A 12857-nucleotide genomic window follows, 5' to 3' on the forward strand; every position below is an offset into this window, starting at 1 on the left:
TGCAGGTCATGCCCTTCGGGCAGGTCAGGGGCGCTGCCCTTGCGATTGAAAATCCTTGATTTTCAATCCGTACCCCGGAGTATTTCGCGCAAGATGAAAGCCCTGATCTGCCTTACTTCGGCCTGAAACCTACGGTATCGTGGCGGGCAAGAGGGCGTTATGAGTGCAGTCGAGCAAATACAACAGGTCCGTAAGCGCCGGGTGTTTTACATTCCCGGTTATGACCCCATTCACCCGCGCCGATACCGCGAATTATACCGCAAGGAAGGCGCCGCACAGGCCGCAATTTCCGGCTATCGGATCGGGTTGAAACCCAAGACCACCAAGGGGCCGTATGGCTGGCATGTCAGTTCGGTGATCAGCGACGCCGAGGTCGAAACCGATATCGAGGTGCTGGTCTGGTCCGACATCGTGCGCGACAGCATGGATCAGGGGATCATCGGCACCTATGGGCAACTGGTGCGGACGGCATGGGTCTATATCGGATCGGGGGCCTTGTGGCGGTTGATGCGACTGCGGCAGGGGCCGGTCATTGCCGCGCTGTATCCGGTGGTATTTCTGTTGGTTCAGTTGATGCTGGCGCTGGCTGCGGCGGTGGCCGTGGGCTGGGGGCTGTCGTGGCTGCATCCTTGGGCCGCAGTGGCGGGGTTGGCGGTTGTCCCGCCGATCCTGAAATGGTTTCGTAAAAAAGACGGCAAGTTTTTTGCCTATTACCTGATGCACGACTATGCGTATTCGGCGCGTTCACGGGGGGCAAACCCGCCCGAGCTGGAGGCGCGAATGGCCGAATTTACCGCTGCCATCCGCGCCGCGCTGGATACGGATGTGGACGAGGTTTTGGTGGTGGGGCACAGTTCCGGGGCGCATTTGGCGGTGTCGATCCTGTCCGATCTGATCCGGGGTGGATTGCCTGCTGCGGGGCCAGAGCTGAACCTGCTGACCTTGGGGCAGGTGGTGCCGATGGTGTCTTTCCTGCCGCGGGCATGGCGGTTGCGGGCCGATCTGGCCTATTTATCGGAGCGCGATGAAATCGCATGGGTGGATGTGACCGCGCCGGGGGATGGCTGTGCCTTTGCCTTGTGCGATCCGGTCAGCGTGTCGGGGGTAGCCGGGCCGGGAAAACGCTGGCCTTTGGTATTTTCGGCGGCGTTTACCCAAAGCTTGCAGCCGGAAACATGGGCCAAACTGAAACGGCGCTATTTCCGCCTGCATTTCCAGTATCTTTGCGCCTTTGACCGGCCCCGCGACTATGACTATTTCCAGATCACCGCCGGGTCGCTGACATTGCGCCGCCGCTATGCGGGGCGGGGCGCGTCCAAATCCCGCATTGATCGGGCAGTATCGAAATATGTATCGGTAAGGCCATGACATGCCCGATCCCGATGCCGCCCAAACCGCCTGCGCGGCCTGACAAGGTTTCGCTGTGGCGTTACATGCAGTTGTTTCGCCGTGATATCCTGTCGGCGCAGCCCGCGCGGCTGTACAGGGCATGGATGGCGGAATTTCGCACGCCGTTTTTCCGGTCTTTCATGTGCAATCAGCCGGAATTGGTGGATTTGGTGCTGCGCGAGCGGCCTGATGAATTCCCCAAATCCGGCCGGGTCCGCGAGGGGCTGACGCCATTGTTGGGCAATTCGGTGTTCATCACCAATGGCGAGGTGTGGAAACGCCAGCGGCGGATTATCGACCCGGCATTTGAAGGTGGCAGATTGCGCGAGGTGTTCCCCGCCATGTGGGAAGCCGGTCGCGCTGCCGTGGCCCGTTTGGAACCGCTGGCGGATGGTCATCCGGTCGAGGTAGAGGCCCAAGCCAGCCACGCGGCGGCGGATGTGATTTTCCGCACCCTGTTTTCCATCCCGATTGAACATCAGGTCGCGGGCCGGGTGTTTCAAGAATTTCGCGAACACCAACGGGCGCAGCCCGTGGTGAATCTGGGTGCGATCCTGCCTCTGCCGCGTTGGTTTCCCCGGTTTCACAGTCGCAAGACCAAACAAACCGCGCGGATTATTCGCGGCTTGATCACGCAGTTAACAGCCGAACGGATGACGCGGATTCAGGATGGAACCGCGCCTGACGATCTGGCGACCAAGATCATGACCACACCAGACCTGCTGACCGGGGAACGGTTTGACACCGATGAAATGGTGGATCAGGTGGCAATCTTTTTCCTGGCGGGGCATGAAACCAGCGCGTCTGCCTTGGCGTGGGCGCTGTATTTGCTGGCGCTATACCCCGATTGGCAGGATCGCGTCGCAGCCGAGGCGCAGGCGCAGATTGACCCGGAAAAGATATATTTTTCGACCGTGTCGAAACTGTCGGTGTCGCGGGATGTGTTTCGTGAAACCCTGCGGTTATATCCGCCCGTGCCAATGATGGTACGCGAGGCCACACAGCGCGAAACCTTTCGCAATCGTCCTGTTCCAAAGGGGAGCCCGATCGTGCTTAGCCCGTGGCATCTGCATCGGCATGAACGGCTGTGGGACAATCCCGATGGGTTCGATCCTGCGCGGTTTAAGACCGAGAATGGTAAAACCGGCCTGCGCAATGCCTTTGTCCCGTTTTCCGCCGGGCAACGGGTTTGCCCAGGGGCGGGGTTCGCCATGATCGAGGGGCCGTTGCTGTTGTCGATGCTGGTGCGGGCCTATCGGTTTGATCTGGTCGCAGAACGCCCGGCGATGCCTGTGGCGCATCTGACGGTGCGCGGGCGTGACGGGATTTGGCTGGCGATCACGAAGCGTTAGCGATCCCGGTAATACCGCAGCACGAACAGGCGTATCGCGGTGGCTAGCCCGGCGTCTAGGTCGCGGGTGGCGTCAATTTCGGCGGCCAATACGTTGATCGGTTTGTCCTGTATTCGGGCAATATCGCGGAAGGCCTGCCAAAATTCATCTTCCAATGACACGCTGGTGCGGTGGCCCCGCAGGGTCAGGGATCGTTTGACGGGGCGGGCGCTCATTCGCGTTTCTTTCCGTCCAGATCGCGGGCAGCTTTGTCTGCGGTGGCGCGGTCCCGTTGTTTTTCGGCTTTGGTGCGTCCGAATTTTACGGCGTTTTCGTCGGCGCGGGCTTTTTTATCAGCCCGCGCCTTTTCTTTGCGAAACCGGTTCAGGTTAACCGGCTGTGACATCAGCCCTTGGGACCGATCATATCTTCGGGGCGCACAACCGCATCAAAGGTGGCTTCGTCCACAAAGCCCAGTGCGATGGCTTCTTCCTTCAGGGTGGTGCCGTTTTTATGCGCGGTTTTGGCAACCTTGGTGGCGTTGTCATAGCCGATGGTGGGGGCCAGTGCCGTGACCAGCATCAGCGATTCCTGCATCAGTTTTTGAATGCGCGGCTTGTTGGCTTCGATTCCCAGCAGCATCCGTTCGGTAAAGCTGTCAGCCACATCGCCCAACAACTGCATGGATTGCAGCAGGTTATAGGCCATCATCGGGTTATAAACGTTTAGTTCAAAATGCCCCTGCGATCCGGCAAAGGTCATTGCGGCATTGTTGCCCATCACATGCGCGGCAACCTGCGTCATGGCCTCGGCCTGGGTGGGGTTCACCTTGCCGGGCATGATCGACGATCCGGGTTCGTTTTCCGGCAGGATCAGTTCGCCCAGACCCGAGCGCGGACCCGACCCAAGGAAACGGATGTCGTTGGCGATTTTGTACATGCTGCCCGCAACCGTCGCCAATGCGCCCGACATGAACACCATCGCGTCATGGGCGGCCAGCGCCTCGAATTTATTCGGGGCGGTGACAAAGGGCAGGCCGGTGATGCCTGCCATATTGGCAGCCACGGTTTCGCCCCAGCCGTTTTGGGTGTTCAGCCCGGTGCCAACGGCAGTGCCGCCTTGGGCCAGTTCGTAAATTCCCGGCAGGGCCATTTCCACGCGGGCGATGCCCTGACGGATCTGGTGCGCATAACCGCTGAATTCCTGCCCCAGCGTCAGCGGGGTGGCATCCTGCGTATGGGTGCGGCCGATCTTGATGATGTCTTTGAATTCTTCGGATTTTTGCTCCAGCCCGGCCAGCAGCTTGCGCAGGCCCGGCAGCAATACGTCGCGGGTGGTCATGGCGGCGGCGATGTGCATGGCGGTGGGGAAGGTATCGTTGGACGATTGCCCCATGTTGCAGTGGTCATTGGGGTGAACCGGATCTTTGGACCCGATCACGCCGCCCAGAATTTCAATCGCGCGGTTGGCGATCACTTCGTTGGCGTTCATGTTCGACTGTGTACCCGAACCCGTCTGCCACACGACCAGCGGGAAGTTGTCGTCGAACTTGCCTTCGATCACTTCGCCCGCAGCCTGAATCACCGCATCGGCGATTTTGGCGTCCAGTTTGCCCGATGCTTTGTTGGCTTGTGCGCAGGCTTTTTTGATCACACCCAGCGCGCGCACGATGGCAACGGGCTGTTTTTCCCAGCCAATCGGGAAATTCATGATCGAACGCTGCGTCTGTGCGCCCCAATACTTGTTGGACGGGACTTCGAGCGGGCCAAAGCTGTCGGTTTCGGTGCGGGTATTGGTCATAGGTCAACCTCCAAAAGGGAATTGCCGCTTACATACCCGAACCAGAGGGAAATTCAATGTTGTATACTGCGGAATACAAAGACGCGGGCGGGCGGTAAATTGGCCCATACCGTGCCGCGTTTTTCCACCGAAACGCCCAGTTCCGCCTGCATGTCCGCCGATATGGGAGCGCCGGGGCTATAGGTGATTTGCACGAATTGCCCGCCGGGGGCCATGACACGCAGGGCGCGGCCCACCACGTCGCGCTGGATTTGCGGGCGGGCCAGAACCGGAACACCGGAAATCACCGCGCCAATGCCGCGCAACCCGATATGTTCGATGTGCTGTGCCGGGCGGTTCAGAACGGTCACGCCGGGAAATTTCTGGCGCAGGGTTTCACAGAAAACCGGGTTCATTTCCATCAGTGTCAGCCGTTCTGGCGCAATACCACGGGCCAGAATCGCCTTGGTGAAACTGCCCGTGCCGGGGCCAATTTCCACAATCGGGCCTTGGACCTGTTCCAGCCCTTCGGTCATACGGCGGGCCACCGCCGCCGAGGAGGGGGCAATCGCCACGACTTGCGTGGGGCGGCGCATCATCTGGCCCAGAAAGACGGAAAAATCACTTGGCATGGCAGGGTCTCTTGCTGAATTGACAGCAAAGCCGTGCCACGCCGATGTTTCACCCCTGTGACGGGGGCGTATGGAAAATGTAACAGCGCCGGGGCTGTTTATTTGCGGAACTTATCCAGACTGACCACCTCGGCATCGTGGTGGGGGTGGTCTGGGGTTGGATCGTCCTCGGGCGGGGTGGGGTCTTCGTCATCCTCGTCTTCGGCATCGGCGGATTCGAAGCGCAGGCCAAATTCCACGGACGGATCGACAAAGGTCTTGATCGCGTCATAGGGAATATACAGCGGTTCGGGCTGATCGCCGAAATTCAGCGTGACGGAAAAACCATCGTCGGTCACGTCAAGGTTTTCATACCAATGCTGCATCACCACGGTCATTTCCGACGGATAACGCTGCTTCAGCCAATCGGCCAATTGCGCCAGTGGGTGCGTTGTGTCGAAGGTGATAAAGAAATGATGGGCGCCGGGCAGGCCGTTTTGTTCCACATCTTCCAGCACTTGCTGGATCAGGCCACGCATGGCCTGATGCATCAGTTTTCCATAATCAATGGAGTGCGACATCGGGGGTTCCTTGAAATTCCGGTTCCAAAGCATAGGGGATTCGGAACAAAACAAAAGAGGACCCGAATAAATTTTCCGATGCTGCGAATTGACGGCATGGGCTTAGCCAATCCTTTGGCCGGACATGCACAGGGCGATGGTATTTTCCGGCAGCAGGTCTAATTGTTCAAAAAAACCAACGAAGTCAAAACTGTTATAGGCTTCGACAATGCGGCCATCCCGACATCGGCAAAACACCATTGCCCCCACCTCGATCGGGGTGCGGGCATCCAGTGTTTCGGCCTGTAGTGTCATGAACCCGGCCACCCAATCGCCTTGTTCCACCAGTTTGTCGATCCGGACCTTCGGGGGGGTGATCATTTCCTGGATCGTGGCGACCAGAAATTTCAGTTCATCAACGCCCAGTTCCATGTCCGGGACGATACCTTTGGCCAGCGTATCGGGGACGAATAATTCGTCGATGGCGGAAATATCGCCCTGTTCCCAAACACGGGAATACCATTCACGCAAAATATCTGTGTTTGCCATAGTGACGGCCCTTTTCACAACGGAATGCAGGGCTGACGTTATGGAAAAAACCTAAACGATTTCTGAACAAATAAGGGAAAGTGCAGGTTTCTGTTGCCAGGTACCTGCGAACCCCGCCTTACGCTGCTAGGCGCAAGGGCTTAAGTTTCGGTTACTCCGACTGCTTACGCAGCCATTGCGACCGGAGCACGATTGTCGTTTGCAATTGTACTTTTCGGACCGATAACGGTGGTACCTCACCGGGACAAAGCTACATCTTTACGCGTTCGTCGATCCTGTTTCGGCCCCATGATCCTCAAACGAAGGATTTTGGTGGAGCCGCCGGGTACCGCCCCCGGGTCCGATCCGTTTATTACATGCGCGTTTATGCCCATAGTCCCGAAGGACACCCGACATATAGTCTGCCTGATTTCGGATTTAAAGGGGCTGTTTACTTGCATCGCACCGGATAGGTCAGTGTGGTGTTGGGGGGCGAAAATCGTTGTTGCGGGGAAAAACAGGTGACGCGACCGGGGCCATTCGCCCAAAACAGGTGGGGGTCGCGGGGGATGGCGTGGGAGCCGTGCATTTCGTGCAGTTCAAAATGCAAATGCACGATCCCAGCCGCTAAAATCCCTGTGTTTCCCATCCCGCCGATCTGTTGCCCGCGTTTGACGACATCGCCTTTTTGTACAGTGCGGTTGTTCAGGTGTTTGTAGACGGTTTGAATCGGAATCCCCTGTGGCCCGGCGGAATGCGTAATGACCACACGATTACCATAGGACGGTTCCCGGTAAGCGGCGATAACGGTGCCGGGGGCGGCGGCCAGAATGGGGGTGTTGCGGGCCTCGTATATATCAATGCCGGGATGTTCGCCGCTGGTTTTACGCCCGTGTTCCGGGGGGAAGGGGCGGAACTGCTGAATGACCGACGGGGCATTGGCGGGAACTGTTACCCGGATCGGCGTTTCAACGCTGTAGTGATAGGGCGCCGATTGCCCATAAGACCCCAACTGACACCCCGCTAAACCCAGCACCAAACCAACCGCCAAGGCCGATCCGACCCCGGTTTGCCTGCCCTGTTGCACGGGCGTTCCTCCCTTTTTTACCTAGGGTAAGCCGGGGCGGGCAGGTTCGTCTATTTATCAAAAGGATATCAGCCAGCGGTGGGGCGGCGTTTGGCGGCGATACCGTGGGCGATGTCCAGCGTATAGGTTTCCAGCTCGGATAGCAGGGATTCAACCTTGGGGGCGTTGCGCTGTTCTAACGCGTCCGCAATTCCGGTATGCAGGGCGACAATCCGTTCGCGGGATCGTTCGCTAAAAGTAATCATGTTCATCAGCGGTTGCATCGCTTCGACCGCACCGGCCAATTGGTACGACAGCACAGGGTTGCCCGCGCCATCCACAAGCGCCCGGTGAAAGGCCACATCGGAATCGCAAAAGCTTTGGTCAGACAGGCCGGGCTGGGTTTGGCGGTGGATTTCCGCCCGCATTGTGGCCAGATGGTCCGCCGTGCGGCGCTGCGCCGATAGCGATGCGCAGGCCCGTTCCATAGCAAAGCGGGCTTCGCAGGCGACATCAAAGCTGACATCGTTCATAGATAACAGCAGGGTCGAGGTAGTGATTTGCTGCCCGTATGCCTCTTGGAATGACAGGCGATTTACAAACGCCCCGCCCGATGCGCCGCGCTGGGTGCGGATCAGCGATTGGGCAGCCAGCCGTTTCAGGGCTTCGCGGACGGTGGGGCGGGATACGGCGAATTGTTCGGACAGTTCGGCCTCGGATGGCAGGCGGGCATCGACAATCAATTCGCCGCTGATAATGGCGTCCCGGATCGCGGTGGCAATCTGGGCGGACAGATCCGCAGGGCTGTTGGGGTCGATTTTCATATGTCAGACATTTCTGCTTGGCGGCGCTGCATTATTTTGTCAGACATTTAGGGGTGGGGACGCAAAGAAAACAAGACCCGAGTCGCCACAAGCCGGGAACGGACCAAAGCGAAACCTGTGCTAAGCTGCGCGTGATAGGGAAAGGAAAGGGATAGTTTCCATGATCTCACCTGACTATTGCGTGATGATGGCCCGGTATAACGCGTGGCAAAACAAACAGATGCAAGCGGCGCTGCAAATATTACCCCCCGACGCGCTGACGCAAGAACGCGGCGCTTTTTTCGGGTCGATCCTGAAAACGGTGAACCACCTGCTTTGGGGGGATCGGATGTGGATGGCCCGCTTTGACAGGGGCGCGAAGCCAAATGGCGGTGTTTCCGACAGCGTGATATGCACGCCCACATTGGCTGTTTGGGGCAGCGAGCGGTTCCGCACCGATGGGCGTATTCTGCGCTGGGCCGAGCAGGTGCGGTCGGTCGATCTGGTGGGGGACTTGCGCTGGTATTCAGGGATCAAACAGGCGGATGTGACGATGCCGATGGGGTTGTGCGTGGCGCATATGTTTAACCACCAGACCCATCATCGCGGACAGGTTCATGCCATGCTGACGGCGGCAGGGGGACAGGGCTGGGTGACGGACCTGTTTTTGATGCCGCAGGACGGGCCGCGGCCGTAAGGAATTGTAATCAGTGCGCTTTTGCGCATGGGAGAGAGGAGAAACACAATGTTCAACGCATTGATCGTAGACAAAGACGACGAGGGTAAAACCCACGCTGCAATCAAGCAGATTGCCGACAGCGACCTGCCGGAAGAGGAAGTAACGGTGGCGGTGGAATATTCCACGGTGAATTACAAGGACGGGCTGTGCCTTGGGTCCGGGGGCGGTTTGGTGCGTAACTATCCGCATGTGCCGGGGATTGATTTTGCCGGAACGGTCGAAAGCTCCTCGGACGCGCGGTACAAGCCGGGCGACAAGGTGGTGCTGACCGGCTGGCGCGTGGGCGAGGCCCATTGGGGCGGCTATGCTCAAAAGGCGCGGGTCAAGGCCGACTGGCTGGTGCCGCTGCCCGATGGGCTGACAACACGGCAGGCGATGGCGGTGGGAACCGCCGGGTTTACCGCAATGCTGTGCGTCATGGCGCTGGAAGATCACGGCCTGGCCGACAAACACGGCCCGGTTCTGGTGACTGGCGCGGCTGGTGGGGTGGGGTCCGTAGCCACCGCCATTCTGGCCCATTTGGGCTACGAGGTGGCGGCAGTGACCGGACGTCCGGAAACGGCAGACTACCTGCGTTCGCTGGGGGCGTCCCAGATCGTGCCGCGCGAAGACCTGACCGAAGTGACACGCAAGCCCTTGGAATCCGAGGTCTGGGCCGGGTGTGTCGATGCAGTTGGCGGGGCGATGCTGGGCCGGGTGCTGAAGCAGATGAAATACGGCTGTTCGGTTGCTGCGGTCGGGTTGGCCGGTGGTGCGGCGATTGAAGGGGCGCTGATCACGCCGTTCATCCTGCGCAGCGTGAACCTGCTGGGGATCGATTCCGTGATGCGCCCCTATGCGGATCGCGTGCGCGCATGGGAACGGATCGCCAAGGATTTGCCGATGGAGAAGCTGGAAGCAATGGTGCAACCGGCCACGCTGTCTGACCTGCCGGGGCTGGGGCGTGACATCCTGAAAGGTCAGGTGAAAGGCCGCGTTGTGGTGGATGTGAACGCCTGATCTGTATGGTATAAACGAACAAAGGGCGCGGTCCTGTCATCGCGCCCTTTGCTATGCGCGGGCTGTGTTTTCAAGGCTCTGGAACTTCGGGGCGGGACAGGCATAGTATGGCGCAACAGTCGCAATTTACCGACGATTCAAACGGAGAACCGGGCGCATGTCCTATGATAACGACAATATTTTTGCCAAAATCCTGCGCGGCGAAATCCCCAGCGAAAAGCTGTATGAAGATGATGAAACCTATGTTTTCATGGATATCATGCCGCGTGCCGATGGGCATTGTCTGGTCATTCCGAAAACCCCGTGCCGCAACATGCTGGATGCCAGCGATGCGCAATTGGCGGCTTGCCTGAAAACCGTGCGCCGGATGGGCCATGCGGTGATGGCGGCCTTTGACGCGGGTGGCGTGACCATTCAACAGTTCAATGAAGCCGTGGGCGGGCAAGAGGTGTTCCACCTGCATTACCATGTTCTGCCGCGCCACGAGGGCGTGAAAATGCGCCCGCCGGGCAAGATGGAAGACATGGCCGTTCTGAAAGAAAACGCCGCGAAAATTCGCGCGGCACTGGCCGGGATGGCATAATCCTGCGCGGAGGCTTGCCTGTCAGCGCGGTATTAAACCTGTGGTTGGGTCCGGGATTTCCCGTGATCTGACCGCAAGTGGCAGCGTTGGAATGTGAGTATTTTTGGCAAGATGAAAGGCGGGCGGTGCGTGTCCCCGTCTGGTCTTGCTGGGGCGGAAACGGAAAAAGCGACATCCGATAGTCGCTTTTTGATATGAATCTGCCGCGAAAGTTTGTGTTTTCCTGACTTTTCACGTTAGCCTGATCACACTCAGGCAACAAAAACGATTGCCTGTGACGCCCAAATGAAGCGCTGGCAATGGAACCCATTCCCCCTGCCAGTGCAATATTCGCAGGAGGGACAAACGTGTTCACTACAATCGTCGTACCCGTCGATCTGGCGCACGAGGACAAGCTGGGCAAAGCCCTGACCGTCAGCGCCGATCTGGCAAAACAATATGGTGCGAAAATCATTTATCTTGGCGTCACCAGCGCCATGCCCGGCAAGCTGGGGCATAATCCGGCGGAATACGCGGAAAAATTACAGGCATTCGCGGCGGCGCAGGCTGCAAAATTCGGGGTCACGGCCGATGCCAAGGCCGAGGTCAGCCATGACCCGACCATTGATCTGGACAAGACGCTGATGAAAGCCGCCGATGCGGTGGGGGCCGATCTGATTGTGATGGCCAGCCATGTGCCGGGACTGGCCGACTATATCTGGCCATCGAACGGCGGCACGGTGGCGTCCCATTCCAAGGCCAGTGTGATGGTGGTGCGTGGCTGATCCTTGGGGCTGCGCGACATGGTTTATAATTTCTAACAGGGAGGCTGTCGTATGAGCGACGAATCTACAAATCAGGGGATACCCGAACCCGAGGGGCATTCCGAAATCATTGATACTGAATATGAAATCGGGCAGGACAATATTGAAACCCAGATCGGCCCGTTTGGGCTGGACATCCACAACCCGGTCTTCCTGATCTCGGGGCTGTCGATCATTGCCTTTGTGTTCTACACGCTGGCCCTGCCGGAACAGGCGGGTAATCTGTTCAGTTGGCTTTTTTCCTTTGTCACCAAAGGGTTTGATTGGTTTTTCATCGGCGCAGGGAATATTTTTGTGCTGTTTTGCCTGCTGCTGATCGTAACCCCGCTGGGTAAGGTCCGGTTGGGCGGGGCGGATGCGACGCCCGATTACAGCTATGTCGGTTGGTTCGCGATGCTGTTTGCAGCCGGGATGGGCATTGGGCTGATGTTCTATGGCGTGTCCGAACCGATGAGCCATTTCAGTTCGTCGATGGGTGGCACTGTCGTGGGCGAAGATGGCGTGCGCACGGATTGGGCGCCTTTGGGCGCCGCCGCGGGCGATCAGCACGAAGCGATCCGGCTGGGCATGGCGGCGACGATCTATCACTGGGGGCTTCACCCGTGGGCGATGTATGCGGTGGTGGCGCTGGCGCTGGCTTTGTTCAGCTATAACAAGGGGCTGCCGCTGACGATCCGATCCGCATTTTACCCGATTTTCGGGGACCGCGTGTGGGGCTGGATCGGGCATGTGATCGACGTTCTGGCCGTTTTCGCAACGCTGTTCGGGCTGGCAACCTCGCTGGGTTTTGGCGCGACGCAGGCCAATGCGGGGCTGAACGAATTGTTCGGCATTCCCGTGGGCGAAACGACCGAAGTGATTTTGATCACCGTCATCACATCCATCGCGCTGATTTCTGTTGTGCGCGGGTTGGATGGCGGCGTCAAGGTCCTGTCCGAGATCAACATGGGGCTGGCGCTTTTGCTGCTGGTTTTCGTGCTGATTGCAGGGCCGACATTGGCAATTCTGACGGGGTTCGCGGATTATCTGCTGGCGTATGTGGAATATCTGCCCGCGCTGTCCGTTCCGTTCGGGCGTGAAGATGTGAATTACAGCCAGGGCTGGACCAGCTTTTACTGGGCGTGGTGGATTTCATGGTCGCCCTTCGTGGGCATGTTCATTGCCCGTGTCAGCCGGGGGCGCTCGGTGCGGGAATTCGTGGTTTGCGTGTTGTTGATCCCCTCGCTGGTTTGTGTGCTGTGGATGAGCGTATTCGGGGGCGTGGCGATTCAGCAGGTTGTGCAGGACGGCTATACCGCCGCGCAGGACGCCCCGCTGGAGCTGAAGCTGTTCAAGATGCTGGACATGCTGCCGATGACCGGGATCACCAGCTTTATCGGGATCGTGCTGGTGATCGTGTTTTTCGTCACCTCCTCGGATTCGGGATCGTTGGTGATTGATACGATCACGGCAGGCGGCAAGGTGGATGCGCCGGTGCCGCAGCGGGTGTTCTGGTGCGTGTTTGAGGGCGCGGTTGCGATTGTGCTGCTGCTGTCGGCAGGGGGGCTGTCATCGCTGCAAAGCATGGTGATTTCGACCGGGCTGCCCTTTACCGTGGTGTTGTTGCTGATGTGCTGGGCGATCTGGCGCGGGCTGATGGCGGAACGGCGATAATGTGGAAAAAGGC

15 protein-coding genes and 1 other RNA gene are annotated in these 12857 nt (G+C 58.7%); 7 read left to right on the forward strand and 9 right to left on the reverse strand.

The window, feature by feature from the left end:
- Window positions 1-159: 159 nt before the first annotated feature.
- Window positions 160-1368, forward strand: coding sequence for an alpha/beta hydrolase (locus FN828_RS08355; protein ID WP_142492952.1), 1209 nt, complete (start codon window positions 160-162; stop codon window positions 1366-1368).
- A complete protein-coding gene (locus FN828_RS08360; protein ID WP_142492953.1) occupies window positions 1365-2741 on the forward strand; it encodes a cytochrome P450 in 1377 nt (458 codons plus the stop codon). The genes FN828_RS08355 and FN828_RS08360 overlap by 4 nt, the downstream gene beginning before the upstream one ends.
- On the opposite strand, the gene FN828_RS08365 is transcribed toward FN828_RS08360, so the two are convergent.
- The 9 genes from FN828_RS08365 to FN828_RS08405 form a co-directional block, all read right to left on the reverse strand.
- On the reverse strand, window positions 2738-2956 hold the full coding sequence (locus FN828_RS08365) for a ribbon-helix-helix domain-containing protein (RefSeq protein WP_142492954.1): 219 nt from the start codon (window positions 2954-2956) through the stop codon (window positions 2738-2740). The two genes, FN828_RS08360 and FN828_RS08365, sit on opposite strands and share 4 nt — an antisense overlap.
- Window positions 2953-3126 (reverse strand): DUF4169 family protein, encoded by a 174-nt coding sequence (locus FN828_RS08370; RefSeq protein ID WP_142492955.1) that lies wholly within the window; start codon window positions 3124-3126, stop codon window positions 2953-2955. Before FN828_RS08370 ends, FN828_RS08365 begins: the two co-directional genes overlap by 4 nt.
- A complete protein-coding gene (gene fumC / locus FN828_RS08375) occupies window positions 3126-4520 on the reverse strand; it encodes a class II fumarate hydratase (RefSeq protein ID WP_142492956.1) in 1395 nt (464 codons plus the stop codon). The genes FN828_RS08370 and fumC overlap by 1 nt, the downstream gene beginning before the upstream one ends.
- A gap of 53 nt (window positions 4521-4573) precedes the next feature.
- Window positions 4574-5131, reverse strand: a complete 558-nt coding sequence (locus FN828_RS08380; RefSeq protein ID WP_142492957.1) for a class I SAM-dependent methyltransferase — start codon at window positions 5129-5131, stop codon at window positions 4574-4576.
- Between the two features lie 98 nt (window positions 5132-5229).
- Window positions 5230-5691 (reverse strand): SspB family protein, encoded by a 462-nt coding sequence (locus FN828_RS08385; RefSeq protein WP_142492958.1) that lies wholly within the window; start codon window positions 5689-5691, stop codon window positions 5230-5232.
- Between the two features lie 102 nt (window positions 5692-5793).
- A complete protein-coding gene (locus tag FN828_RS08390; RefSeq protein WP_142492959.1) occupies window positions 5794-6219 on the reverse strand; it encodes an ester cyclase in 426 nt (141 codons plus the stop codon).
- A 79-nt stretch (window positions 6220-6298) separates the two neighbouring features.
- Window positions 6299-6645: a transfer-messenger RNA gene (ssrA, locus tag FN828_RS08395) on the reverse strand.
- A 4-nt stretch (window positions 6646-6649) separates the two neighbouring features.
- On the reverse strand, window positions 6650-7285 hold the full coding sequence (locus FN828_RS08400) for a M23 family metallopeptidase (protein ID WP_142492960.1): 636 nt from the start codon (window positions 7283-7285) through the stop codon (window positions 6650-6652).
- Between the two features lie 68 nt (window positions 7286-7353).
- The gene (locus FN828_RS08405) at window positions 7354-8088 is read right to left on the reverse strand and encodes a FadR/GntR family transcriptional regulator (protein WP_142492961.1); all 735 of its coding nucleotides are present in this window, start codon (window positions 8086-8088) and stop codon (window positions 7354-7356) included.
- Window positions 8089-8248: 160 nt separating this feature from the next.
- Here FN828_RS08405 and FN828_RS08410 point away from each other — a divergent pair, with 160 nt between their 5' ends.
- The 5 genes from FN828_RS08410 (at window position 8249) to FN828_RS08430 (ending at window position 12844) form a co-directional block, all read left to right on the forward strand.
- Complete coding sequence (locus tag FN828_RS08410) at window positions 8249-8764, forward strand: DinB family protein (RefSeq protein WP_142492962.1); 516 nt, start codon at window positions 8249-8251, stop codon at window positions 8762-8764.
- A gap of 48 nt (window positions 8765-8812) precedes the next feature.
- Window positions 8813-9805 (forward strand): acryloyl-CoA reductase, encoded by a 993-nt coding sequence (gene acuI, locus FN828_RS08415; RefSeq protein ID WP_142492963.1) that lies wholly within the window; start codon window positions 8813-8815, stop codon window positions 9803-9805.
- Window positions 9806-9962: 157 nt separating this feature from the next.
- The gene (locus tag FN828_RS08420) at window positions 9963-10388 is read left to right on the forward strand and encodes an HIT family protein (RefSeq protein ID WP_142492964.1); all 426 of its coding nucleotides are present in this window, start codon (window positions 9963-9965) and stop codon (window positions 10386-10388) included.
- Between the two features lie 347 nt (window positions 10389-10735).
- Entirely contained in the window at window positions 10736-11152 is a 417-nt protein-coding gene (locus tag FN828_RS08425) for a universal stress protein (protein WP_142492965.1), read from the forward strand.
- A gap of 51 nt (window positions 11153-11203) precedes the next feature.
- Window positions 11204-12844 carry a BCCT family transporter gene (locus FN828_RS08430; RefSeq protein ID WP_142492966.1) on the forward strand — a complete coding sequence of 547 codons (1641 nt, stop codon included), beginning with the start codon at window positions 11204-11206 and terminating at the stop codon, window positions 12842-12844.
- Window positions 12845-12857: the final 13 nt, after the last annotated feature.

It is taken from the genome of Thalassovita litoralis, from assembly GCF_900182725.1.
Classification (GTDB): Bacteria; Pseudomonadota; Alphaproteobacteria; order Rhodobacterales; family Rhodobacteraceae; genus Thalassobius; species Thalassobius litoralis.

Excerpts from the sequence above, each read along its gene's own strand:
- acuI (WP_142492963.1), top strand. The coding sequence starts at position 8,813 with ATGTTCAACGCATTGATCGTAGACAAAGACGACGAGGGTAAAACCCAC.
- FN828_RS08380 (WP_142492957.1), bottom strand. The coding sequence starts at position 5,131 with ATGCCAAGTGATTTTTCCGTCTTTCTGGGCCAGATGATGCGCCGCCCC.
- FN828_RS08370 (WP_142492955.1), bottom strand. The coding sequence starts at position 3,126 with ATGTCACAGCCGGTTAACCTGAACCGGTTTCGCAAAGAAAAGGCGCGG.
- FN828_RS08355 (WP_142492952.1), top strand. The coding sequence starts at position 160 with ATGAGTGCAGTCGAGCAAATACAACAGGTCCGTAAGCGCCGGGTGTTT.
- FN828_RS08385 (WP_142492958.1), bottom strand. The coding sequence starts at position 5,691 with ATGTCGCACTCCATTGATTATGGAAAACTGATGCATCAGGCCATGCGT.
- FN828_RS08430 (WP_142492966.1), top strand. The coding sequence starts at position 11,204 with ATGAGCGACGAATCTACAAATCAGGGGATACCCGAACCCGAGGGGCAT.
- FN828_RS08390 (WP_142492959.1), bottom strand. The coding sequence starts at position 6,219 with ATGGCAAACACAGATATTTTGCGTGAATGGTATTCCCGTGTTTGGGAA.
- FN828_RS08360 (WP_142492953.1), top strand. The coding sequence starts at position 1,365 with ATGACATGCCCGATCCCGATGCCGCCCAAACCGCCTGCGCGGCCTGAC.
- FN828_RS08365 (WP_142492954.1), bottom strand. The coding sequence starts at position 2,956 with ATGAGCGCCCGCCCCGTCAAACGATCCCTGACCCTGCGGGGCCACCGC.
- fumC (WP_142492956.1), bottom strand. The coding sequence starts at position 4,520 with ATGACCAATACCCGCACCGAAACCGACAGCTTTGGCCCGCTCGAAGTC.
- FN828_RS08405 (WP_142492961.1), bottom strand. The coding sequence starts at position 8,088 with ATGAAAATCGACCCCAACAGCCCTGCGGATCTGTCCGCCCAGATTGCC.
- FN828_RS08420 (WP_142492964.1), top strand. The coding sequence starts at position 9,963 with ATGTCCTATGATAACGACAATATTTTTGCCAAAATCCTGCGCGGCGAA.
- FN828_RS08410 (WP_142492962.1), top strand. The coding sequence starts at position 8,249 with ATGATCTCACCTGACTATTGCGTGATGATGGCCCGGTATAACGCGTGG.